We start from the raw sequence: 21,353 nt of genomic DNA, 5'->3' as shown, positions 1-21,353 counted from the left end.
CCTGCCACCAAATGCGGGCTTATGCTGTTATTGACCTATGCCAACTTTGCCCGCCCCGCGCCCCGACCTGCTGCGCCTCGACTACGATACCTACCGCGCCCTACCCGCCATTGCCAATTCCGACCTCTCGCGCCTGCGCGATGCCCTCGACGGCCGCCCGCCCCGCCCCCAAACCAGTGCCAACGAAGGCGCCCTGAGCTTTGGCACCGCTTTCCATACCGCCCTGCTGGAACCCGCCGACTACGTGGCCGGCCAGCCCGGCCTGAACGATACGCTGGTGTGGTGGCTGGTGGAGGGCGTGAAGCTGAACACGCAGCTGGTCAGCCTGCTGGAGTACGGAACTCCCGAAGTGAGCGTGCTTTTCACCGAGCCCGAATCTGACACGCTCTGTAAGCTGCGGGCCGACCTCGTGGTGGCTCACCCCGACGAGCCGTTCACCATCATCGACTTCAAAACCACCAGCGCCCGCGACGCCGACCATTTCCTCTGGCAATGCTCGGCTTACGACTACGACCGGCAGGCCGCCTTCTACACCGATGCCCTGCGCGCCGAGCGGTTCCTGCTGGTGGGCGTGCAAAAAAACGAGCCCTTCGGCGTTTTCATCATCGAAGTGAGCGAGCAGATGCTGGCCGAAGGCCGCCAGAAATACCAGCGCCTGCTGCGCCTGCTAAAAGCCCCCGGCACCGCCCCCGCCTTCCGCGCCGAAGCCGTGCAGGCGGCGGTGGCCGCCCTGGGCCAGGCCGAGGAAAACCGGCCGGCGGAATAGCCACTGCATCCCGGTACAATTCAATCGACCGCATGGCATAAGGAGTTGATTATCAGTTTTTAGGTGTGCAATGCCGGCTTTCTAAGAAGCTGTTTGAGTTAGCAGAACTTCAGGGTTCTGCGAATGTTAACTATTGCAATCCAGGCATTTGCATGACGCAACGTCCGGTCGTATTCTTTGGGCAAGCGCCGGTTCATGTCGAGCCACGCGAACGTGCGCTCGACAATCCAGCGCCAGGCGTGGATGCAGAAATTGGTTTTCCGCACCAGTACGTGCACCGGTTTCTCGACCCGGATGCCGTAGCGCCGGGCCAGGTGCCGGCGGAAAACGCCGTGAAAGGAACTGTCCACGAAAACGACCTGGACGGCCCCCAGCAGTTCGTGCGTGGCGGCCACCTCGTCCCAAAAAGCAATGGCCGCGGCGCCGTCCATCGCATCGGCGGGCAGCACCCGACTGGCCAGCACATGGCCCAGCGTGTCGTTGAGCACCAGGCGTTTACGCCCCTTGACCAACTTGCCCGCGTCGACGCCCACGGTGGCTCCGGTGGCCGTGGCCGTATTTTTGACGCTTTGCGTGTCGAGTATCACGGCCGTGGGGCAGGCTTTTTTTGGGCGTGTTCCCGGCTGCTCACCGTCAAACAGGCGCTTACCCGCGCCCAGGTGCCGTCGGCTTCCCACTTGTCAAAGTACCAGTACGCCGTGCTCCAGGGCGGTAAATCGCCCGGTACGTCCCGCCAGACGCACCCGTTTTTGAGCACGTACAAAATGGCATTGACGATTTCCACCAGCGGCCATTTGCTGCGCCGCTTGACCACCAGCAGCGGCTACAGCCGCTGCCAGTCGCGGGCGCAAAGGCCTGAGCTATATAGCTTTCAGGTCAAAATAGCGGAGGTATCCATCTTGCAAAATTAACTCAGACAGCTTCTTAACCGTTTGCCTTTCTACAGACCTGCCGCCGCTCTGCGGCTACTTCGCAGTATGGGCTAATTGAGGAAAACCGCCTAGCCCGTCGAGCCCTTTTGCAGTAGCTCCTTTACCTTGGGTTCTTCCAAAAAGCCCTTTTCCTGATCAGGAGGGCGCTTTCTTGTATTAACTAAAAAAACTTACTAATTAGTAAGTAAGTAGTATATTTGTCCTGAAATGACCGCTGCCCCTACAATCCCCATCATTCCTGCTGACACCCGCATCCGCATCCTCGACCTGGCCGAAGGGCTGTTGTTGGAACGGGGCTTCAATGCCTTCAGCTACCAGCATCTGGCCAAAGAATTGGGGGTGAAGCCGGCCGCCATTCATTACCACTACCCGAGCAAGGACGACCTGGGCATGGCAATTGTGGCTCGGCAGCTGCGCCGCCTGCGCAAGTGGCGCGACCTGCCCCGCGTGGCCGACCTGCTGCCCGTCGCGCAATTCGAAGCCCTGCTGGCGGTGTATGACACGCACCTCGGCCACGAGCGCCGCGTGTGCCTGTTTGGCGCGCTGGCGGCCGATTTCCGGACCCTGCCCGTGCCCATGCAGGCCGAGCTCCGCACCTTCAACCGCGAGCTGACCGAGTGGCTGGCCCAGGTGCTGGCCGTGGGCCGGGTCACGGGTACCCTGCGCTTCGTGGGCAGCCCGGGGGCAAAGGCGGCGCAGGTGCTCACTACGCTGGCCGGGGCCCTGCAAGTAGCCCGCGTGCACGACGAAACGCCCTTTCAGGTGATAGTGGGCCAGCTGCGGCTGGAGCTGCTGGCTTAATTCGACTGCCTGTAGCACATGCTTTAGCTTGTGCAGTAATGGATTATTGAAAAATACCTGTTAATCCTGACGCGGCACAAGCTGAAGCATGTGCTACAATCGCTCGCCGATGACCAATACCTATTCGCCCGCGCATTCCTTATTTATGACCGCTGCCCCGCTGCCTGCTGCTCCTAAAATTCGCTATCCTTCGCCGCCGCCGGGCTTGCGCTGGCTACGCTGGCAGCTGCGGGTGCAGTGGGCCATAATGCCCACGCGGGCGTTTCGGCAGGCGTGGGGGCTGTTTGTGACGCCGCGCCGCCTGGCCCTCAAAGCCTGGGAAGGCCCCGCCCTGGCCAGTGCCCGCCGCCGCACCGTGGCGGCCGGTACCGGCACCGTGGCCGTGTATGAGTGGGGGCCGGCTGCCGCCCCGGCGGTGCTGCTGGTGCACGGCTGGGAGCATCGGGCCAGCTTTTGGGGGGCGTGGGTGGCCCCGCTGCTGGCGGCCGGCTACCGCGTGGTGGCCCTCGATGGTCCCGCGCACGGCGAATCGAGCGGCCGGCAGGTCACGCTCACCGATTTTGGTGGGGCCGTGCAGGCGGTGGTGAATACGTTGGGGGCGGTGCGCGCCATCGTGGCGCACTCGTTTGGGGCGGCGTCGGTGGCGGGGCTGCCGGTGCGGCTGCCGGCGGGGGCGGCATTGCCGCGCCTCGTGCTCATTAGTGCGCCGGTGGGGCCGCGGGTGGTGGCCGAGCGGTTTGCCGATTTCCTGCACCTGCCCCAAGGGTTGGTGGCGCGGTTTGCGGCCCACATCGAGCAGAATACCGGCCGGCCCGCCGATTCCTTTGCCGCTGCCGCCTCGGGGCCGTCCATCGGGGCCGAAAAGGTGCTGGTGCTGCACGACGAGGCCGACGAAATCATCCCCTTCGCCGAAAGCGGGCAGATTGTGGCCGCCTGGCCCGGCGCGGTGCTGCACGCCACGCGCGGCCTGGGCCACAACCGCATTCTGCGCGATGCCGGCGTGGTGCAATCCGTGGTGCGCTTCATCGTGTAGCTTTTAGTTCTTCACCGCCAAAACTCCTCCGCTTTTGTTGTAGAGAATATTTCACTCATTTTTCTTCCTGTCATGGTAAAAGTTGCGCTGTTAGTTCGCCTCGAAGTAAAACCTGGTCATGAGCAGACCGTCGCCGATTTTCTGGCCGGGGCCCTGCCCATCGTCGAAGCGGAGCCTGCTACGACCACCTGGTACGCCCTGCGCCTGGGCCCTTCCACGTTCGGTATTTTCGATACTTTCCTCGATGAAGCCGGCCGCAAAGCCCATCTCGCCGGGCAGGTAGCCGCCGCCCTGGGCACCCACGCCGACCTGTGGGCTAGCCCGCCCCATATTGAAATGGTAGACATTCTGGCCTCGAAAGGCGCGTAAGCACGCCCTTTGCGGTCGTTTCCTGTTGGGCCGTGCCGGTGCGCCTGCTGCCTGATAAGACTTTCCCGCGTCCGGGTTGCATCCTAAAGCCAGCTGTTCAGGTTTCTGCCTGAGTGGCTGGCTTTTTTGCGTTCATTATTGTTGAGTAATATATGAGTTTGAAAATGCTGTAAATAGACTACCACTTATGCTACTACTGGCTCGCATCGTACAGGCAACTTATTTACCCCTACAACTCATCTGGGAAAGCAAGCGGACGGCTTATCTGCTGAGCGTGGCGTTGGTAACGGTGTTTGTGTTGAGCATCGCAGTGGCCTTGGTCAACTACACCGGCATGTTGCAATTGCCGGGCATGTGGGGCCAAATCCATTTCCTGCAAGCCGTGGAAATATCGTTTACGCTGTTGCTGTTTTTTGAAATGGTGAGCCTGGTATTTGTTATTCCCGAATCCATTGCGAATTCCATCGGCAAGCAAATTGAAATTTTGAGCCTGATTTTGTTGCGGTCTTCTTTCAAAGAATTTTCGCACTACAATTTCCAGCTTCCGCTGCAAAGCCAGCTCGAATCGGTGTATAAAATGGTGGCCGATGGTGTGGGCGCCCTGCTGGTTTTCCTGCTGATTTACGTCTACTACGGTATTCAGCGGCACCGCTCCATCACGCAGGAAAGCGACAAGCTGCAATTCGTATTGCTGAAACAATTCATTGCGCTGCTCGTCTTCGTTACCCTGCTGGGCATGTATGGATACGATGTTTTTCACATGTTTAGCAGCAGCCATTGGGTGCAGTCTGCAGACAGGTTCTACATGATATTAATTTTTGCCGACCTGCTATTCATGCTCGTGGCCTTCCGGTACACGCTGCATTACCCGGACGTTTTCCGGTATTCCGCCTTTGTGCTGGTAACGGTATTTATCCGGTTTTCGCTGCTGGCCCCGGTGTATTATAACGCGCTGCTCAGCTTGTTTTCCGTGGTATTTGCCATCGCCGTGGCGTATTTCCACAACTTATTCACCGATGGCCGACTGTCGTACCTCACCAAGCACCAACCCAAAGGCCACGATTGATTTTGGCTGAAATCAGGACGGAGCCGAGCCTCTGCTCAGCGGCAGCGCGCTAGATGCTATCCAGGTCTTCGGCGGCGAGCTGGCGCAAAACATCACGCAAGCCGTCGGCATCGCTCATCATCCGGCCAATGTGCTGCACGTATTCGGCCTCGGCGCGCAGGTCGCGCTTGAGCTGGCGGAGCTCCAGTTCCTGCTTCTTGCCCGAGGCCATGGCGAAGCCATTGGGGCCATATTTCAGCTCGTTCATTTCCTGCTTCAGCTGAATTTGCTGCTGGAGCAGGGCGCGGGTGTAGCGGGCCAGCACATCGTCGGCGGCCGCGTCGGCGGGGGCCGATTCGGCTAGGAGCTGTAGCAGCGTGTAGAGGTCGTCGGCCTCGTAGGCCTCGGTGATGCGCTGCATCTGGGCGGTTTTGTCGGCTTGCTTTTCGGGGTCGCGCTCCAGGTCGGGGTGGTGGGTGCGGGCCAGCTGGCGGTAGATGGTTTTGGCGTTGGTTTCGAGTTGCTTTTGGTCGGCCAGCGCGGCGGCTTCCTGCTGGCGCTGGGCCTTGGTTTTGCGACGGGCGCGGGCGGCGGCGGCAGCCTGCTCGTGTGGCGGCAGGGTAGGGTCGGGGATAAACTCCGGGGCCGAATCTTCGGGTTTTTTGCGCCCGGCGGCGGGTTTGGCTCCTGCGGGGCGGTGCCCGGCCGGGGCATATTTGCGGATAATGGCCGCTTCATCCTCTCCAAACCGGTCTTCTAGGTTATGAGCATTGCCCAGAATCACGCCCGTAATCTGGGCTTCTTCCATGCGGCTGAAGTAGCTCAGCAGCAGGGCTTCTTCCAGCGGCGCATACAGCGCGTGGCGGGCCGCCACCACGGCCGTGGCCGCCGGCCCCACCTGCTGCCAGTAGCGCCGCCGGGCCTCGGCCTGCTCGGCGCGCAGGTCGCGCAGCCGCTCGCGCAGGTTCTCCACATCCAGAATAGCCTGCCGGAATGCTTGTTGCGCGAGGGTTCCGGTGGGCGGCTCAGTGGTCAGTACCGGGACCATAATACGTTTGGGATGCGCGGAATCAGGGTTTTTCATCAGCTGTAAAGGTAGTTCTACTGCTTCACCCCACCCCCGGCCCCAGAGCCGTTAAGTTCTACTGTCGTCGCCCTCCCCGTGCGCCTCATCCCCCGGCCCCTTCTCCGAAAAGTAGAGGGGGAGCCACGGCGGCGCGCTCAAAAAGTGGTTTGCAAGGTCATCCCCCGGCCCCTTCTTCTTTTCGGAGAAGGGGCCGGGGGATGAGGCGCACGGGGAGGGGCCGGGGATGGGGTGAATTTACGGCCACAGCTCAAAGGCCACCCGAAACGTGTTGCAGTGCGCGTCCACGATATCGGCCAGCCGCTCGGAGTAGCCGCCGCCCATGCTCACTGCCACCGGCAGGTGGCGGGCGTGACACAGGCCCAGCACTAGCTCGTCGCGCCGCCGGCAGCCGGCGGGCGTGAGCGCCAGCTTGCCCAGCTTGTCCGTCGCCAGCACGTCCACCCCCGCCTGGTAGAAGATGAAATCGGGCCGCACGCGCTCCACCAGTGGTCCCAGCGTAGCCGCAAGCTGCGCCAGATATGCTGCATCATCGGTGCCCAGCGCCAGCGCAACATCCAGGTCCGACTGCTCCTTGCGCAACGGGTAATTGGCTCCGGCGTGCATCGAGAATGTGAACACGCGCGGCTCGTTGCGGAAAATGGCCGCCGTGCCATCGCCCTGGTGCACGTCAAGGTCCACAATCAAAACTTGCCGGGCCAGTCCGTGCGCCAACAGGTGCGCGGCGGCAATGGCCTGGTCGTTGAGCACACAGAAACCTTCGCCCCGGTCGGCGAAGGCGTGGTGGGTGCCGCCGGCCAGGTTCAGGCCGATGCCGTCGCACAAGGCATGCAGGGCCGATTGCAGCGTGCCCGCGCTGCTGCTCAGCGAGCGGCGCACCAGCTTTGGGCTTTGCGGCAGGCCCAGGCTGCGCACTTCGCGGGGCGTGAGTTGGAGGTCGCGTACGCGGTGCCAGTAGTCGGCGGTGTGCACGCGTAGCACATCGGCCTCGGCGCAGAGGCCGGGCTCGTAGAAATCGGCCGGCTCGGCAATGCTCTGCCACAGGAGCTGCTCCCGAATCAGGGCGTATTTGGCGATGGGGAAGCGGTGGCCGGCGGGCAGGTCGAGGGTGTAGTGGTCGGAAGTGGCGAGGCGGGGCATACGTCGCAGGTACTAGTAATCCGGGGCAGATGTTTTAATTCGTTCAAGAACTCCAGCACAATGTAGAGACGCAAGGATGCGTCTCTACATTGGCAAACTGAATTGCTGAATAGTAATGCTGATGCGGTAAAGCTAGTTATGTTATCCCGTGAGGCGAGGCCGTATTTTTGAGGATGAATTATGTGGCCCTGCGCGAGCGGCCGACGCAGTTTTTGGCCTTGACCAGCCTGCTGCCCGCCGAATTTGATGACCTGCTCACTGACTTTACGCCCCGTTGGGAGCGCTACCACCGCTACCATACCCTCGACGGCGACCGGCGGCGCATCCCGGCGCACCGGGAACGGGCCAACGCCACCTTAGCGGGCACCGACACGAAGCTTTTTTTCTTGCTGACCTACCTCAAAACCAATTCCTTGCAGCAGCACCAGGCTGCCAGCTTCGGCGTGTCGCAGACCCGCGTGAGCCGCCTGGCGGGCCCCTTGCTCGACGTGCTCAACCAGACGCTGGCCGCCCGGCACCTGCTGCCCGTGCGCGACGGGGCGCAGCTGGCCCAGCGCCTGGCCGCGCACCCGGTGAAGGTCTTCACCTGCGACGGGGTGGAGCGCGGCATTCCGCGCAACGCCGACCGGGCAGCACAGGAAGAAGAGTACAGCGCCAAAAAAAGTCCACGCCCTGAAAAACATCACCTTATCCGACGATACGCAGTACCTGCACGATCTTTCGCCCACCGAGTCCGGGCGGGTGCACGACAAAAAAAGGTCGACCTCTACCCCCTGTGCCTGCCGGTCAGCAGCGTGCTGCGGCAGGATTTGGGCTTCCTCGGCCATCGGCCGCCGGGGGTGCTCATCGAGATGCCCCATAAGAAGCCGCCGAAAGGCGAGCTGACCTTTTCCCAACTGCTCTACAATCAGTTGCTCAGCTCATTGCGGGTGGTCATTGAACACGTCCACAGCGGCATCAAGCGCTTACGGATGGTCCGCGACAAGCTGCGCCTACGCGGCGACTGGTTTCGCGACACCGTGATGGTGGTGGCTTGCGGACAGCACAACCTGCGCGTCCGCAGCCAACACCGGGCTTATCTCACACACGCACCCGCCAATCTTGACAAGTAATCCGCACAAGCTTTAGTATTTACGCCAGTACACGAAAAAAGGCAGATGCTAGGCAGCCACAGCACCCGACGAATGGTATCCTTCCGTTAATTCCCTTTCCAGCTGATAAGCGTTCAACCTAGGCCCGTTTCTGAGCGTTTTCCGGCTACTCCCTCTCACCACCACCACCCACAGCAGCAGCCAGCGCCCACCACAGCCAGCCGCCTACACCATACGCCCAACCTGCCAAAGTGCAACCTTGCCCGTACTGGCACCCTATCCCATAACAGCCGCTTACCTATCCAACAAAACCCGCAAAAAGTTGGATGCCCCAAAATAAAGCACTGCATTAAAACTTATGGTAAATTTATAATCAATACTTTACAAAAATTATATCGAATCTATGTTGAACTACCACCACAACCTCGCCTGGAAGGAGCGGCTGGCCGATGGCCGCGAGGTCATCACCCACCGCAAGGGGGCTACGCCGGCCGGCACGGGCGTGCTCGGCATCATACCCGGCTCGATGACGGCCCCCGGCTTTATTGTGCGGGGGCGGAACGGGGCCGGGTCGCTGCCTTCGGCTTCGCACGGGGCGGGGCGGTTCATGTCGCGCACCCGCGCCAAGGCCGACCTGGGCGAAAGCCAGGTGCGCAAGTACCTCGCCGACCACGGCATCGAGCTCATCGGCGGAGGGCTCGACGAAGCTCCCATGGCCTACAAATATATCTACGCCGTGATGGCCAGCCAGCACGAGCTGGTGGACGTGCTGGGCTCCTTCACGCCCAAAATCGTGCGGATGGACGGGGCCTGATGGCTGGTTTCTCGTTGCTGGTTGGTTTTGATCCTGAAAAACGGCTCAATAGCGTCCAGCCAGATACTAGAAACCAGAAACAAAAGCTCCTGCTTCAGCAGCAACTGCGTTGCAGCAGTTAATTCCCCCGCAATCCGAACGACCGGTGCCGTGCGTACATAGCTGCGTGTCTCTTACAGGGGACAGTTGTTTTCATAGCTCGGAAAGCCTCTCGCCCTTGGCGGGAGGTTTTTTAATTACAGGGAAATGGTATCCCACAGCACAACGCCCTAGCCAATGCAGCCGTGGCGTTGTGCTTTTTATCCCAGAAAGGACGGGTAGTAGCAGGGGTTATTGCACCATCAGTCGCTTGGCCACGAGGCCAGCCGCCGTGCGGGCCTGCACCGAATACACGCCGGGGGCAAGGCCGGCCAGCGGCAGGTCAAGGGCTTCGGCGGGGCCGGCGGCCAGGGTGCGCGTGAGCACCGGGCGGCCCAGGTTATCGGTCACGGTTACCAGCGTGGGCTGGTTGCCGCGCAGGGTGGCGGGCAGGAGCAGGGTGGCCGTGCCCCGGGCCGGATTGGGGTACACCGCCGCCAGCCGTGCCAGGGCGGCCGGGGTTGTGGCCAGCGGCGCACCAATGCCCACCGCAATGTCGCGGATAACGAAGGGCACTACTGCCGGTACCGTGTTGCCCACCAGCGTGGCCAGGCCGGTTGTCAGATTGAAGCGGTAGAAGTTGCTGCTGCCGCCAGCCGTCACCTCCATCAGGAAGCCTTCGTTGCGGTTGAGGCCGGCATTGAAATAAATATCGAAATCGATGGCCTGCGGCGACCCAATGCCATACGTGCCCGACGGCACCTGCAGCATCACCGTAACCGGGGCCGTGAGTACGCCGCCATTGGGCGGGCTCACTACCGAAAGCAGGCCGTTATTCAGCTCGTCGAAGGCGTAGAGTGTGGTGTTGGTCGCGCCGGGAAAGGCGTTGGTGTAGGCCACGGCCCCAATGCCGGGCGTGGCCGGCGAGCCGCTGGCATAGGTCAGGTTGGTATCGGTGCCGGCCAGCGCGCCGGTGCTGGGGCTGAGGCGGTAGTTGGCGCGGGTAGTGCTCACCACCCGAATCAGGTCGGCCAGGGGGTTGAAGTCGAAGCCGATGCGGGCGGTGCGGCGGCCCAGCTCCAGGCGCAGGGCGGGCGCTACCGGTGTGGCGGCCCCGCTGGTCAGGTTCAGGGTGTAGAGCTGGGCATTGGGGGCGGGGGCCAGGGCGGCCGTGTCGTAGCCCAGGGCGTAGAGCTGGGCGTTGGCAGGCCGGAAATCCATGCCTACCAGGCTCTGGCCGGCCGCCACGCCGGCCACGGTAGCGGGCGTGCCCACGGCCATGCCATTGGCCACATTGATGGCAACCAGGCCCTGCGACCCGGCCGGCGAGCCCAGATAGGGAGCCGTGAGCGTGCCCAGCCCATACACCGTCTGGCCCAGAGCGACGGGGCCGGCCAGCACGACCAGGCCCAGCAAAATACCGGCCCGCCCGGAAAACGAACGTAAAGAAGTAGCCATAAAAATCGGAGCGATAACGGGTGAAATGCCTGTTCTGCAAACGGCTACCCGCTGCCGAAAGTTACTGGCCCGGGCCTGCGCCGGCTACGCCACCACCCGCACCGCATCGCCCACCCGAATGATGCCGCCCTGCGCAATGTGGGCCGTGAGGCCGCCGTGCCCGCGCATGGCGTTGTAGCCGCCGGGGCCCAGCTCTTCCTCCATGCGCGAGCAGGGGTGGCACTCGCCGGTGATGTCGAGAATAACCTCATCGCCGATGTGAATCTGACGGTTTTTCAGGGCCAGCAGGTTCAGACCGCTCACCACTAGGTTGCGGCGCAGGCGGGCAGGGTCCAGCGGCGCATCCAGCCCCAGGTAGCCCGCCACCGCCGCTAGAGCGTGAGGACAATTACCTTTGCTTTGGCAATCGTTTATAACGAAGAAATTATTTATGAGAAGACATGAGATTAGCGATGCTCAATGGCTGGCGGTGAGTCCCCTTTTGTCGGGTAAAGCCACGGATTGCGGGGTAACGGGCAAAGACAACCGCTTGTTTTTCAACGCGGTCGTGTGGATAATGCGCACCGGTTGCCCGTGGGCCGACCTGCCCGAACGCTTCGGCAAATTCAACACCGTGTGCAAGCGCTTCCGGCGCATGGCGACCAAAGGGGTTTGGGAGCGGGCCTTCCAGGCCCTGCAAGCCCCCGAACTGGACTGGGTCATGCTCGATTCGACCGTCGTGCGGGCGCACCAGCATTCAGCGGGCCAAAAAAAAGTAACGCCGCCACCGAGTGCCTCGGACGCAGCCGCGGGGGCATCGGCACCAAAATTCACGCCTGCGTTGAGTCGCTGGGCAACGCCGTGCGGCTGATTGCGACCGAAGGCCAGGCGGGCGACAGCCCGCAGGCGCTGCCCTTGCTGGCGGACCTGCAGCCGGGCAAAGTGCTGGCCGACACGGCTTACGACAGCGACGCAACCCGCGCCTATTGCACCGAAAGGGGCATCGAAGCCGTCATTCCCAGCCATCCCAACCGGGTAGAACCCTTGGCAATGGACGAAGAAACCTACCGCGACCGCAACAAAGTCGAGCGCTTTTTTGGCCGCCTCAAGCAATACCGCCGCCTGGCCACCCGCTACGAAAAAACCGCCGTTTCCTTCCTCGCCTTTTGGTATATTGGTGCTACGCTAGATTGGCTTAGGTAAATAAATAAATCTTTTATTGTCCTCACGCTCTAGGTGCTCGTGCTGAATAAGCGTGACCTGCCGCTTGCCGCCCGCCTTGGGCCGGGCGTGGTCGCCGAGCATGTGGGAGTCGGTTTTTAATTCGACTTCGGGCACTGACACCAGTGGCTCGCGACGCAGCGGGCGCTGGCCAATCCAGGTCACGCGGCCGGTTTGGGGCAGGGTGCCCAGCAGGCGCGCCACCGTCGATTTATCGTCGCCAAAAAAAGGAAAAGCCATGCGAAAGGGACGGGGCTTGGTTGTGGGATATTACAGCTCGTCGGGAGTGCCAAAGCCCTCCCGGATTTCGGTATGCCGAATCTGGCCGCCGAGGTTGCCGGCCCGGGCCAGCAGGCCGAAGCTAAGCACGGCCGTTGCCAGCGCCGCCAGCGTCAGCAGGCGGGCTTTGGGCGACCCATTCTTCAGCAGCAGCAACCCGAACAGGGCCATTGCCGCCGCTGCCTCCAACACCCAGAAACCCAGCTCGGCCGCCGCCTCGTGGTTCTGGATGAGGGCGCGGCTCACGCGGGGCAGGTTGAGGGCAATGGCCGCCGCACCCTCGCCCGTAAGCTGGGCCGGCAGGCACAGCAGGCCGGCGGCCAGCACGGCCACCAGGCCGGCTTTGGTGAGGTCGAGGCTGTGCTTTAGCACGCCCGCCGCCAGCAGCACGGCGGCAAAAAGGCTGCCCATGATGGGCACATGGTTGACAATGAGGTGCAGGTGGGCTTGGTTCATCAACGCTAAATGAAAACGGAATGGGGGATGGCGGCCGGAGGCGCAAAGCTACTCCGGGCCCGTGGGCGGCCGGAATCACGCAACCCTTTTTCCCGGGCAACGACTCTCCTTTAATGAACTGCCAGCGGGGTAAAATCGTTATTTAACCAGCCGGATATGTTGCCAATGGCGCAATAAAGCGGCCCCGCGTCGTTGGCTGATTTTCAGCGGCAATTCTGCGGCGCTTAACTGTTGGTTATGGCGGGCTTTACACCAGTATCCGCTTGCTAATAAGCCCGTCAGCGGGCGCTGAAAGCTGGCATTACGCTTGCCTTTAGATTTGTAATCAACAGTCATTTCCCTTCTCCTGCTTCGATATGGCTTTCCTCCCTCGTTTTATCAGCCGCCTGGTGGCTCCGCTGCTGCTTGTGCTGCCGCTGGCCCTGGCCGCTCCCGCGCAGGCCCAAACCGCCCCTGCGCCCACCGACGTTATCCGCGAAATCACCGATGCCGTGGGCCTCAAAGCCCGCTTCGAGCTGCGCGCCACCCGCGAAGTCGATAACGCGGCCGCCGTGGTGTACAACGGCAAGCGGTTCCTGCTCTACAACCCCGATTTCCTGAACTCCGTGAACCGCGCCGGCCACACCGACTGGGCCGGCATCAGCATTCTGGCCCACGAGATGGGCCACCACCTCAACGGCCACACCCTGCGCGCCGGTGGCTCGCAGCCCGCCGATGAGCTGGAGGCCGACGAATTCTCCGGTTTCGTGCTGCGCAAGCTGGGAGCCAGTCTGGCCCAGGCCCAGGCCGCCATGGCCACCGTGCCCGATGCCGACGACTCGGCCACGCACCCCGGCCGCACGCCGCGCCTGGCCGCCATCGGCCAGGGCTGGCAGCGGGCCAATTCGCAGCTGGTGGCCAGTGCCCGCGCGGCCGCGCCCTCGGCCGCGCCGGCCGTGGTAGCAGCGCCGCCGGCCCGCGAAACCTACGCCCGCCAGCCGGTGCGCCGCTACCCCACGGCCCAGGCCGATGACGAGGGCGAAATGGTGGCCGTAAGCCAGAACACCGGTGGGGCCGTGCGCCTCGTGGGCCAGCTCACCTTCCGCAACGACCCCAGCCAGCGCTACTACCTCACCAACGCCCTGAAAGTGGTGCGGGTAGATGAGGACGACAACGCCGAAGTGGTGGGCCGCGTGACGCGCACCACCAACGAAACTTTCCCCTTCGTGCTCACCGATGGCCAGCAGCACCGCCTGTTCATCACGGCCCGCGGCGACGTGTACGACAAAGCCGGCCAGCGCGTAGCTAAGCTGCACGACACCATGTAAGGAGCCGTTTGCCCATAATCGAAAGCTGGCCTGCGTAATTGCGGGCCGGCTTTTTTGTGGGGCGGCGGGTTTGGTTCTGGCCGGCTGTTGTTCCTTCGCGGCCGGTTTCCCCATGTCCCCCATTCACTGCCTTATGTCCCAGCTTCCTTTTCTGCTGATTGATGCCTTCACCACCGAGCCCCTGCGCGGCAACCCCTGCGCCGTGGTGCTCGATGCCGACGACCTCGACCCTGTGCTTCGCCAGCGCCTGGCCCGCGAGTTCAACCAGTCGGAAACCGCTTTTGTGAACCGCGCCGCGCCCGGCAGCACCGAATTCACGGTGCGCTTTTTCACGCCGGCCGAGGAAATTCCGCTGGCCGGGCACCCCACTATTGCCACCATTACGGCGCTGCTGCACGCGGGCCGGGTGGCGCTGCCCGCTTCCGGCGGGGCCCTCACGCTCACGCTGCACCTGCTGCACGGGCCCATTCGGGTCGATGTACTGCCGGGTGCGGCCGGGGCCCCGGCCCTGGTCTGGATGACGCAGCGGCAACCAATTTTTGGGGCCATGCACGCGCCGGAAGCGGTGCTGCCGCTCTTCGGCCTCAGACACGATGACCTGCTGCCCGGCGCGCCCATCCAGACGGTGAGCACCGGCACGCCGCAGCTCATGATACTGCTACGTGACCACGCCGCCCTGCGCCGCGCTCACGTAGCCGACGCCGCCGGCCTGGGCCGCTACCGCGCCACCAGCGACTTCTTCAGTCCGCACCTGTTTTGCCTGGGCGGGGCCACGCCGGCGGGCCACACCTTCGCCCGCCACTTCGGCACCCCGCCCGACGTGTCGGAAGACCCCGTCACGGGCTCGGCCACCGGCGGCATGGCGGCCTATCTTTGGCACCACGGCTATATCAACTCGCCCGAGTTTATCGCCGAGCAGGGCCACGACATGGACCGGGCCGGCGCGGTGCAGGTTCGCATCAGCGGCCCGCGCGAGGCCATTGCAGCGGTGCAGATTGGCGGCACCGGCGTGGTGGTGCTGGAAGGCGGGCTGCGCGGAGGTTTGTAGGCAGGGAAGGCAACCGCGCCTGGCTTGTTTCTGTTAATGAGCCAGAAAAAGAATATCATGCTTCATCTGGCGTCCGCGCAGCCGAAGCATCTCGCGTGCAGTAGTAAACCAATCGATTGAGTTACTTCCCCGTGCGTCATGTTTCGGCTGCACTCGGCATGACGGCCTTTTTCAACATTCAACCCTCAAAACTCAACCCTTCCCAAGTGCCCGAGTTACCCGAAGTCGAAACCTACCGCCGCTTTATCGACGAAATTGCCGTGGGCCAGACCATTGCCGCCGTGCAGGTGAACGATGCCCACGTGCTGGCCACGCCTGAAGACCAGCTCCGTGCCGGCCTGGTGGGCCGCACCATCACGGGCACCAGCCGCTTGGGCAAAAACTGCTTTGTGGAGCTCGATAACGGCCAGGTGCTGGTGCTGCACTTCGGCATGACCGGCGACATCGGCGCCTACCGCGACGAGCCCGACGCCCCGCGCTTCACCCGCGTGGCCCTGCACCTCGACGATTCGGGCCTGCGCCTGGCCTTCATCGACCCGCGCAAATTCGGCCGTATCCGCCTCGCTGAAAGCGCCGCCGCCCACCAGGCCGCCAAAAAAATCGGCCCCGATGCCCTCGCCATCACCGCCGCCGAATTGCAGGCCAAAATCAGCCGCCGCAAAACGCTGCTCAAGCCGCTGCTCCTCGACCAGGGCATCACCGCCGGCCTCGGCAACTGGATTGTGGACGAGGTGCTGTTTCAGGCCAAAATTCATCCCGAGCGGCTGGGTGCTTCGTTATCCTCAACCGAATTTAAAGCCCTCCACGCCGCCATTCAGCTGGTGCTCACCACGGCCATTGCCCACGAGGCCAACTATAAATATTTCCCCAAGAGATTCCTTATCCACGCCCGCGAGTGGGACGACTCGGCTACGCCCGGCTCCGACGCGCACACCTTCTGCCCGCGCCACCCGAAGGTGAAAATCGAGAAATACTACGTGGGCGGCCGGGCCACCTACCTCTGCCCGAAGTGCCAGCCTGCGCCCGCTTTAGTGCCTGCCGCCCAGGCCGCCGGCGGTTGAGGCCAGGCCGATGCCCGCCGGGTAATGCCCAAATCATAGCCAATTCCTGCGTTGACAGAAATTACATGATGTAAGATGTAAAATCTTTGTAAATCAATTGGTTACTCATTGATTTCCTTTAGCGCCTGCGTCACTTCGAACTCTGTTATCTGCTCCGGGTAGTTGGTGTAGAAAATATTGTCCTCATTCAGCCGGTAGCCGCCAATCAGGGCCCGTTGCGCGGCTTCCAGATGCTGGCGGGCCAAGGCTGGCTGGCCCTGCGCCTGGTAGGTGAGCGCCAGGTAATAATTGGCCTCCGGATGTTGCGGATAGGCTTTCAGGCACTGTTGTAAGTAGAATTGCGCCTGGGTGGATTGCTTGAGCCGGGCGGCCGTCACGCCGGCATAGAATAGCGTGTTGAAGTGAACCGGGCCCTGGCCGTCGGGGCCGCGCTGCAAGGCCATATCTTGGGCCAGCGCGGTTTCGGCCAGCTGGTAATGCCCCCGCTCCAGCTCACAAATACCCTCGAAAAACGGATACGTGTGGTCCATCTCGCGGCCGTTGGGCTTGAGCCTGGCCACGCGCTGGAAATCGGTAATGGCCCCGGTATAATCCTTCGTGAAAATGCACTTGAGGAAGCCCCGGTAGGCCAGCCAGCGGTTTGCATCGAGCGCCACGGCCTTGTCTACCAGTGGGAAAGCCTGGGCGTAGTCGCCGCATTTAATCAGCGGCATGGCCTTCTGCTGGTAGGCGTAGGCAATGTTGGGGCAGGCCGCAATCAGGCTGTCGCAATACTGTCCCCACTGCGGGCTGAGGTAGCTGACGCGGTGCGCGCCCCGGTCGAGGTACCGGGCCACGAGGCTGTCTTGGTAGGCTTTGCTGCCACACGCCGCCGCCAGCGGCGGGATGCCGGCGGCAGCCAGTGCCTGGCCATAGCCGCGACAAGCCGGAACCAGCAGGCTAAGGAATAACGGCCACCACTTTTCCATCGGTTAGCTTGAACGTTAAATAGGTGAAGTAGCTCACGGCGTGGTCGCTATAGGTGACCATTCGCCAGTCCTTCAGCGTTTTCAGAAAGGCGTACAGCTCCTGCACCAGCTCCGGGCGGAAGTGAATGGCTGCGTAACTCGCATCGGTTTGCAGCACCTGCGTCATCGGCTGCCGAAACCCCGCGCAATCGACCACAAAACGAAACGTGAGGTAGCCGCTGCCGCCAAATTTGCGGTTGCCGCGCTGTAGAAAGGCGGTGGCCTCGCGCACCAGTGTGGCCGAGCTGCGCGGGTACTTTCCATCCACGGCGAAGTAGGGCAGCGTCATGGTCTTTGCGCAGGCGGGGTTGCGGGTGGTGGTGGTGTCGAGGTATTCGCCGCCGTGGAATGGGAGGTACTGGGCGTGGGTGGATATGCTGTTTACAAGCAGCACTAGCCAGCTGACAAACAAGTATTTCATGCAGAGACTATTATTGCCCGGCTGGCATCGATGCGGCGCAGGCACTGTGAGAGCAGCCCGAGCGTGAAATCGCAATAAATGTATTGATGCGCTAACATGGGAAGGAGGGTCAATCGGGTAAGGGATACTGGTGCTTTGTCGCCTTTCGGTTGACCCGCTTGATTATATGGTCGGCCGAAGGATGAACTATTGTCCAGTAGGTGACAATGGCATCGTATCCGTTCGATTGCAGCCGTTGGGCTTCGGTAAGCACTATCAGGCTGGAGCCCCCGACGTCGTTACGCTTATACGCAGCCTGCCATTTTTTCACATCGTCGAAATAGCCACGTTTGCTGCCCAGCATGCCTCCTGCTTCACCCGTGATGAATATCAGGCGCTTATTTAGAAAGCTGAATTCCCCGCGCGTATCCTCATGGCGCGTGTTGAAATAGGCTGCCTCCTGCGCATTCAGCAAGGAACGGTTGTTGAGGCCGCAACTATCCAGCTTCTGCGCCGAGAGGCCGAAAGGCAACAGCACAAGCAAAAGAAGTAATTTCATAAGACCGCTGAACGTGTACCGAGAAACTAACGAACGGATGCCGAAGAAAAGTCTGTTTTTCTTTTTACTCCGTCCTCCCGCACCCACCCCCACCCATAATACCCCAGCCCCGCCACGCAAGCCCACTGAATGGCTGTGAGCCCCAGCCGCGATAAATCATCAGGTAATCTTGATAAAGCCCACCAGCAGTTGCAACAGTATACAACTGCTCAGAAACAGCTCAAATCGCCGCCCGTCGTCCAAGTGCTACTGCCGTGCCAGCAGCCACAATAGTAGCGTCAACAGCCCCGGAAACAGGATTTCGTAACTGTTAATGGCGTGGCAATGCCGCGACCGAAATCAATGCCCTAGAATAAGCTCAACGGAAATACGCAGGGCGCAGGATGCGCCGTAAAAACGAAAACCCCAAATAGGTAATTCGGTCCGCCAGAACAATCCGCTTGGAATCGTTTTGGCGGGCCGAACTGCCTATTCGGGGTATTTGGGCTTATAGCTCGTTGTTTTTTGCGGCGGCTTTGCGGGTGAGCGCCGTGAGGGGCGAGCGGGTAATGTCCGACTCACTCTCGAAGCCGGTGCGGCGCACGTTGGCGGCCGGGCTTTCGCCGGTGGCGGGCAGGGCGCGGTTCATCCAGCTCAGAATGTCGGTGGTGGTGCCGGGCAGCAGGCCGTGGAAGGCCGCCAGAAACTTGGCGGGCAGCGACAGAATGACCTCGCCGTCGCCCCGGCGGCAGGCGTTCCAGATTTGGCGGGCGGCCTGCTCGGCGCTGAGCGTGAAGCCGGGCAGCGCATCGGCAATGCTGAACCAGGCAAACGCCTTCTGCTGCTGGCCCTTCACCAGCGCGTGGTCCTGGCTGCCGGTGCGCAGCAGGCCAGGGCACACGGTGGTCACCGAAATGCCGTGCTGGCGCAGCTCGGCCCGGAAACCTTCGGACAAGCCCACCAGCGCAAACTTGCTGGCGCTGTACGGGGCCATGTGGGGCAGCGCCACCTTGCCGCCCAGCGACGAGATATTGACGATGCGACCCGCGCCGCGCCGCCGCATGCTGGGCAGCACCGCCTGCATGGCGTGCAGCGCCGCCCAGAAGTGCACGGCCATCGACTCCTCAAAGTCGCGCGAATCCATGTTGTCCAGTGGGCCGGCGGTGATGATGCCGGCGTTGTTCACGAGTACATCAACCGGCCCGAGACGGCTTTCGACTTCGGCTACCATCGTGCGTACCTCGACTTCGTTGGTGACGTCGCGGGAGAGCGTGAGCACGTCGGCCTCGGCGGCGCCGGCCATTAGCAGGTCCTGGCGGGCGCGGGCCAGTTCGGCTTCATCGCGGGCGCAGATGGCCACGCGGGCGCCTTCGGCCACGGCCTGGCGGGCCAGCACGAGGCCCAGCCCGCGCGAGCCGCCGGTGATGAGCACCACGCGGCGGCTCAGGTCGTAGGAGCCCCGGCGGTTGCCCCACAGGGTGGCGGCCAGCGTAGCCGCGCCGAGGCCGGCGGCCAGCAGCCAGTTTGATTTCGAGCGTTTGGCTTGTTTCATAGTCAGTAGTATGGAAAAAGCAGCCCAAAGGTTGCAAGCTGAGCCGGGGAGGCCCGAATTTTCGGGGTTCGCTGGCACGAAAGATGCGTGGAAAGGCGTTCGGCACGATATGAGCCGGGCTTTTGGTCGATATTTACTCTTTCATAGCGCTATGTTTCCGGGCGCTGCTTTTTGCTTTTTCGCTTTTCTATGAAATTTTTGTTGCTCTCGCCGCTGCTGGCCCTGGCCCTGTTGTCGGCGGCTCCGGCCGCCCAGGCGCAGGCCACCGTCAAAACCAAGGTGAAGCCCGCCGGTCAGCCCAGCGTCAAAATCAAAACCACCGTGCCAGCCGAGCCCTTCGTGGTTTCGCCGCCCGATGCCGTTATCGATGCCAAAGCCAACGCCCTCACCACCAACATGCAGCAAAACCTGGGCCTCAACCCCCAGCAAACCGAGAAGGTGCGCGTCATCAATCGCCGCGCCGTAGAGCAGGTCGAAATCGGCCGGCTGCGCTACCACGCCGACCCGCGCAAGCTGGCCGGCGTGGTAGAAAGTGCCGGCCGCTCGCGCCTCGAAGCCCTCAAAGACGTACTCAACCCCGCCCAGTTCGGCAAATACCAGCGTAAGCGCGAAGAGAAAATGGGCGTGCCCAATGCACAGGGCGTGCAGGGCAACGCCGCGCCCGGCCTGGGCGGCGGTGTTCCCAACGAGTAGGCCGGACCGCCCGTCATCCTTCGCTCCACTCAGGATGACGGGCGCCTTTTCGTAGCCCGGCCGCATCATCCTGGCCCGTCCGGCGTATTCTTGCGCTATGACTCCCATTCCGCCCGCTGCCCCAAACCGCTTTGCCGCCCTCTTATCCCGCGCCGGGCTCGACTGGTTTCTGCTGGCGCTGCTGGGTGTGGTGGCGCTGGCCTACTTCGCGCCCGGCCTGGGCAGTAAAGCCAGTCCTGTGCCGTGGCACGCCATTACGACGGTGGGCGTGGCGCTGGTTTTTTTCTTTTATGGCCTGAAGCTGAGCTTTGAAAAGCTGCGCGACGGCATGCGCAACTGGCGGCTGCACACACTGGTGCAGCTGAGTACGTTCGGGCTGTTTCCGGCCCTGGCGCTGCTGGTGCACCCGTTTTTTGGGACTGAAGGCGGCGAGCTGCTTTGGCAAAGCATTTTCTTTCTGTGCGCGCTGCCCAGCACGGTTTCCACGTCGGTGGTGATGGTGAGCATTGCGGGCGGCAACCTGCCGGCGGCCATTTTCAACGCCAGTATTTCCAGTCTGTTGGGCATAGCTCTCACGCCGTTGCTGTGCAGTTTTTTCCTGCACACCAGCACGGGCGGTGGCCAGCTCTGGAGCTTGGCCGTGCAGCTGCTGTGGCAGGTGGTGCTGCCGGTAGGGGCGGGGGTGCTGCTCAATTCCCGCTTCCACGCCTTCGCCGAGCGCCACAAGGCCGGCCTGCGCATCTTCGACCAGGTCACCATCCTGCTCATCGTCTTCACCGCCTTCTGCGATTCCTTCGCCGATGGCATTTTCAGCCGCTACCGCCCGGCCGATATTTTCAAGCTGGGCGCGGGCATGGTGGCGCTGTACCTGCTGGTGTTCGGCATCATCTGGGCCCTGAGCCGCGCCCTCCACTTCCCCCGCGCCGACCAGATTGTGGCCGTTTTCTGCGGCTCGAAAAAGTCGCTGGTGCACGGTAGTGTGATGGCCAGCCTGCTGTTTCCGGCCAGCGCCGCCACGGGGCTTATTCTGCTGCCGCTCATGCTCTACCATGCCTTGCAGATTGTGCTGGCCAGCAGCATGGCGCAGTATCTGGGCCGCCAGCCGGTGATAGAGCCGGCGATGGTCATCAGGTAAACACGAACAAAAAAGACCATCATGCCGAGCGCAGCCGAGGCATGACGGTCTATTGTCACGCTTTAT

At 62.4% G+C, this 21,353-nt stretch carries 22 protein-coding genes and 3 pseudogenes; 13 read left to right on the top strand and 12 right to left on the bottom strand.

Annotated features, from left to right (window positions below):
- Window positions 1-37: 37 nt before the first annotated feature.
- Window positions 38-766 carry a PD-(D/E)XK nuclease-like domain-containing protein gene (locus tag KQ661_RS17935; RefSeq protein ID WP_216689650.1) on the top strand — a complete coding sequence of 243 codons (729 nt, stop codon included), beginning with the start codon at window positions 38-40 and terminating at the stop codon, window positions 764-766.
- Between the two features lie 98 nt (window positions 767-864).
- Here the strand turns inward: KQ661_RS17935 and KQ661_RS17930 are convergent, their stop codons facing one another.
- On the bottom strand, window positions 865-1,443 hold the full coding sequence (locus KQ661_RS17930) for a transposase (RefSeq protein ID WP_317196130.1): 579 nt from the start codon (window positions 1,441-1,443) through the stop codon (window positions 865-867).
- Entirely contained in the window at window positions 1,350-1,550 is a 201-nt protein-coding gene (locus KQ661_RS23130; RefSeq protein WP_216727046.1) for a transposase, read from the bottom strand. The genes KQ661_RS17930 and KQ661_RS23130 overlap by 94 nt, the downstream gene beginning before the upstream one ends.
- Before the next feature lie 355 nt (window positions 1,551-1,905).
- Here KQ661_RS23130 and KQ661_RS17920 point away from each other — a divergent pair, with 355 nt between their 5' ends.
- The 4 genes from KQ661_RS17920 (at window position 1,906) to KQ661_RS17905 (ending at window position 4,967) form a co-directional block, all read left to right on the top strand.
- A complete protein-coding gene (locus tag KQ661_RS17920) occupies window positions 1,906-2,499 on the top strand; it encodes a TetR/AcrR family transcriptional regulator (RefSeq protein ID WP_216727662.1) in 594 nt (197 codons plus the stop codon).
- 145 nt (window positions 2,500-2,644) lie between these two features.
- On the top strand, window positions 2,645-3,532 hold the full coding sequence (locus KQ661_RS17915) for an alpha/beta fold hydrolase (protein ID WP_216727661.1): 888 nt from the start codon (window positions 2,645-2,647) through the stop codon (window positions 3,530-3,532).
- Window positions 3,533-3,604: 72 nt separating this feature from the next.
- On the top strand, window positions 3,605-3,901 hold the full coding sequence (locus KQ661_RS17910; protein ID WP_216689640.1) for a putative quinol monooxygenase: 297 nt from the start codon (window positions 3,605-3,607) through the stop codon (window positions 3,899-3,901).
- Window positions 3,902-4,088: 187 nt separating this feature from the next.
- A complete protein-coding gene (locus KQ661_RS17905; RefSeq protein WP_216689638.1) occupies window positions 4,089-4,967 on the top strand; it encodes a hypothetical protein in 879 nt (292 codons plus the stop codon).
- 49 nt (window positions 4,968-5,016) lie between these two features.
- Here KQ661_RS17905 and KQ661_RS17900 read toward each other — a convergent pair whose 3' ends face one another.
- Both KQ661_RS17900 and KQ661_RS17895 read right to left on the bottom strand, forming a co-directional pair.
- A complete protein-coding gene (locus tag KQ661_RS17900; RefSeq protein ID WP_216727660.1) occupies window positions 5,017-5,994 on the bottom strand; it encodes a J domain-containing protein in 978 nt (325 codons plus the stop codon).
- A gap of 273 nt (window positions 5,995-6,267) precedes the next feature.
- Window positions 6,268-7,170, bottom strand: coding sequence for a histone deacetylase family protein (locus KQ661_RS17895; protein WP_216726610.1), 903 nt, complete (start codon window positions 7,168-7,170; stop codon window positions 6,268-6,270).
- A 173-nt stretch (window positions 7,171-7,343) separates the two neighbouring features.
- Between KQ661_RS17895 and KQ661_RS17890 the strand changes: the two genes are divergently transcribed.
- Together KQ661_RS17890 and KQ661_RS17885 are read left to right on the top strand one after the other, a co-directional pair.
- Window positions 7,344-8,282 carry a transposase family protein gene (locus KQ661_RS17890; RefSeq protein ID WP_216727659.1) on the top strand — a complete coding sequence of 313 codons (939 nt, stop codon included), beginning with the start codon at window positions 7,344-7,346 and terminating at the stop codon, window positions 8,280-8,282.
- 382 nt (window positions 8,283-8,664) lie between these two features.
- Window positions 8,665-9,075, top strand: a pseudogene (locus KQ661_RS17885) (RtcB family protein); the annotation flags it as partial.
- Between the two features lie 330 nt (window positions 9,076-9,405).
- Here KQ661_RS17885 and KQ661_RS17880 read toward each other — a convergent pair.
- Both KQ661_RS17880 and KQ661_RS17875 read right to left on the bottom strand, forming a co-directional pair.
- Complete coding sequence (locus KQ661_RS17880) at window positions 9,406-10,611, bottom strand: DUF4394 domain-containing protein (RefSeq protein ID WP_216727657.1); 1,206 nt, start codon at window positions 10,609-10,611, stop codon at window positions 9,406-9,408.
- Between the two features lie 84 nt (window positions 10,612-10,695).
- A pseudogene (locus KQ661_RS17875) lies at window positions 10,696-10,986 on the bottom strand (MOSC domain-containing protein); the annotation flags it as partial.
- Between the two features lie 55 nt (window positions 10,987-11,041).
- On the opposite strand from KQ661_RS17875, the pseudogene KQ661_RS23125 reads away from it, so the two are divergent.
- Window positions 11,042-11,776, top strand: a pseudogene (locus tag KQ661_RS23125) (IS5 family transposase); the annotation flags it as partial.
- On the opposite strand, the gene KQ661_RS17865 reads toward KQ661_RS23125, so the two are convergent.
- Complete coding sequence (locus KQ661_RS17865) at window positions 11,776-12,051, bottom strand: hypothetical protein (protein WP_216727656.1); 276 nt, start codon at window positions 12,049-12,051, stop codon at window positions 11,776-11,778. The pseudogene KQ661_RS23125 and the gene KQ661_RS17865 overlap by 1 nt on opposite strands.
- A 30-nt stretch (window positions 12,052-12,081) precedes the next feature.
- The gene (locus KQ661_RS17860) at window positions 12,082-12,546 is read right to left on the bottom strand and encodes a hypothetical protein (RefSeq protein WP_216689626.1); all 465 of its coding nucleotides are present in this window, start codon (window positions 12,544-12,546) and stop codon (window positions 12,082-12,084) included.
- A 356-nt stretch (window positions 12,547-12,902) separates the two neighbouring features.
- Here KQ661_RS17860 and KQ661_RS17855 point away from each other — a divergent pair, with 356 nt between their 5' ends.
- The 3 genes from KQ661_RS17855 (at window position 12,903) to mutM (ending at window position 15,962) form a co-directional block, all read left to right on the top strand.
- On the top strand, window positions 12,903-13,853 hold the full coding sequence (locus KQ661_RS17855; protein ID WP_235727009.1) for a M48 family metalloprotease: 951 nt from the start codon (window positions 12,903-12,905) through the stop codon (window positions 13,851-13,853).
- 133 nt (window positions 13,854-13,986) lie between these two features.
- Entirely contained in the window at window positions 13,987-14,901 is a 915-nt protein-coding gene (locus KQ661_RS17850) for a PhzF family phenazine biosynthesis protein (protein ID WP_216689622.1), read from the top strand.
- A gap of 206 nt (window positions 14,902-15,107) precedes the next feature.
- Window positions 15,108-15,962 carry a DNA-formamidopyrimidine glycosylase gene (gene mutM, locus KQ661_RS17845; protein ID WP_216689620.1) on the top strand — a complete coding sequence of 285 codons (855 nt, stop codon included), beginning with the start codon at window positions 15,108-15,110 and terminating at the stop codon, window positions 15,960-15,962.
- 101 nt (window positions 15,963-16,063) lie between these two features.
- Here mutM and KQ661_RS17840 read toward each other — a convergent pair whose 3' ends face one another.
- From KQ661_RS17840 to KQ661_RS17825, 4 genes are all read right to left on the bottom strand, one after another.
- Window positions 16,064-16,930: a tetratricopeptide repeat protein gene (locus KQ661_RS17840; RefSeq protein ID WP_216727655.1), complete on the bottom strand. Its 867-nt coding sequence runs from the start codon at window positions 16,928-16,930 to the stop codon at window positions 16,064-16,066.
- Window positions 16,902-17,390 carry a hypothetical protein gene (locus tag KQ661_RS17835; RefSeq protein ID WP_216727654.1) on the bottom strand — a complete coding sequence of 163 codons (489 nt, stop codon included), beginning with the start codon at window positions 17,388-17,390 and terminating at the stop codon, window positions 16,902-16,904. The genes KQ661_RS17840 and KQ661_RS17835 overlap by 29 nt, the downstream gene beginning before the upstream one ends.
- A 109-nt stretch (window positions 17,391-17,499) precedes the next feature.
- The gene (locus KQ661_RS17830; RefSeq protein ID WP_216727653.1) at window positions 17,500-17,928 is read right to left on the bottom strand and encodes a hypothetical protein; all 429 of its coding nucleotides are present in this window, start codon (window positions 17,926-17,928) and stop codon (window positions 17,500-17,502) included.
- Window positions 17,929-18,415: 487 nt separating this feature from the next.
- On the bottom strand, window positions 18,416-19,459 hold the full coding sequence (locus tag KQ661_RS17825; RefSeq protein ID WP_216689613.1) for an SDR family NAD(P)-dependent oxidoreductase: 1,044 nt from the start codon (window positions 19,457-19,459) through the stop codon (window positions 18,416-18,418).
- Between the two features lie 189 nt (window positions 19,460-19,648).
- Between KQ661_RS17825 and KQ661_RS17820 the strand changes: the two genes are divergently transcribed.
- Window positions 19,649-20,152: a hypothetical protein gene (locus tag KQ661_RS17820; protein WP_216727652.1), complete on the top strand. Its 504-nt coding sequence runs from the start codon at window positions 19,649-19,651 to the stop codon at window positions 20,150-20,152.
- A gap of 97 nt (window positions 20,153-20,249) precedes the next feature.
- Complete coding sequence (locus tag KQ661_RS17815) at window positions 20,250-21,287, top strand: bile acid:sodium symporter family protein (protein ID WP_216689610.1); 1,038 nt, start codon at window positions 20,250-20,252, stop codon at window positions 21,285-21,287.
- Window positions 21,288-21,353: the final 66 nt, after the last annotated feature.

Source organism: Hymenobacter siberiensis (assembly GCF_018967845.1).
Taxonomy (GTDB): domain Bacteria; phylum Bacteroidota; class Bacteroidia; order Cytophagales; family Hymenobacteraceae; genus Hymenobacter; species Hymenobacter siberiensis.
This window is presented reverse-complemented; position numbering and strand designations above follow the sequence as displayed.

Excerpts from the sequence above, each read along its gene's own strand:
- KQ661_RS17920 (WP_216727662.1), top strand. The coding sequence starts at position 1,906 with ATGACCGCTGCCCCTACAATCCCCATCATTCCTGCTGACACCCGCATC.
- KQ661_RS17905 (WP_216689638.1), top strand. The coding sequence starts at position 4,089 with ATGCTACTACTGGCTCGCATCGTACAGGCAACTTATTTACCCCTACAA.
- KQ661_RS17895 (WP_216726610.1), bottom strand. The coding sequence starts at position 7,170 with ATGCCCCGCCTCGCCACTTCCGACCACTACACCCTCGACCTGCCCGCC.
- KQ661_RS17890 (WP_216727659.1), top strand. The coding sequence starts at position 7,344 with ATGAATTATGTGGCCCTGCGCGAGCGGCCGACGCAGTTTTTGGCCTTG.
- KQ661_RS17915 (WP_216727661.1), top strand. The coding sequence starts at position 2,645 with ATGACCGCTGCCCCGCTGCCTGCTGCTCCTAAAATTCGCTATCCTTCG.
- KQ661_RS17860 (WP_216689626.1), bottom strand. The coding sequence starts at position 12,546 with ATGAACCAAGCCCACCTGCACCTCATTGTCAACCATGTGCCCATCATG.
- KQ661_RS17880 (WP_216727657.1), bottom strand. The coding sequence starts at position 10,611 with ATGGCTACTTCTTTACGTTCGTTTTCCGGGCGGGCCGGTATTTTGCTG.
- KQ661_RS17850 (WP_216689622.1), top strand. The coding sequence starts at position 13,987 with ATGTCCCAGCTTCCTTTTCTGCTGATTGATGCCTTCACCACCGAGCCC.
- KQ661_RS17855 (WP_235727009.1), top strand. The coding sequence starts at position 12,903 with ATGGCTTTCCTCCCTCGTTTTATCAGCCGCCTGGTGGCTCCGCTGCTG.
- KQ661_RS17935 (WP_216689650.1), top strand. The coding sequence starts at position 38 with ATGCCAACTTTGCCCGCCCCGCGCCCCGACCTGCTGCGCCTCGACTAC.
- KQ661_RS17820 (WP_216727652.1), top strand. The coding sequence starts at position 19,649 with ATGAAATTTTTGTTGCTCTCGCCGCTGCTGGCCCTGGCCCTGTTGTCG.
- KQ661_RS17830 (WP_216727653.1), bottom strand. The coding sequence starts at position 17,928 with ATGAAATTACTTCTTTTGCTTGTGCTGTTGCCTTTCGGCCTCTCGGCG.
- KQ661_RS17865 (WP_216727656.1), bottom strand. The coding sequence starts at position 12,051 with ATGGCTTTTCCTTTTTTTGGCGACGATAAATCGACGGTGGCGCGCCTG.
- KQ661_RS17835 (WP_216727654.1), bottom strand. The coding sequence starts at position 17,390 with ATGAAATACTTGTTTGTCAGCTGGCTAGTGCTGCTTGTAAACAGCATA.
- KQ661_RS17815 (WP_216689610.1), top strand. The coding sequence starts at position 20,250 with ATGACTCCCATTCCGCCCGCTGCCCCAAACCGCTTTGCCGCCCTCTTA.
- KQ661_RS17910 (WP_216689640.1), top strand. The coding sequence starts at position 3,605 with ATGGTAAAAGTTGCGCTGTTAGTTCGCCTCGAAGTAAAACCTGGTCAT.
- KQ661_RS17825 (WP_216689613.1), bottom strand. The coding sequence starts at position 19,459 with ATGAAACAAGCCAAACGCTCGAAATCAAACTGGCTGCTGGCCGCCGGC.
- KQ661_RS17840 (WP_216727655.1), bottom strand. The coding sequence starts at position 16,930 with ATGGAAAAGTGGTGGCCGTTATTCCTTAGCCTGCTGGTTCCGGCTTGT.
- KQ661_RS17900 (WP_216727660.1), bottom strand. The coding sequence starts at position 5,994 with ATGGTCCCGGTACTGACCACTGAGCCGCCCACCGGAACCCTCGCGCAA.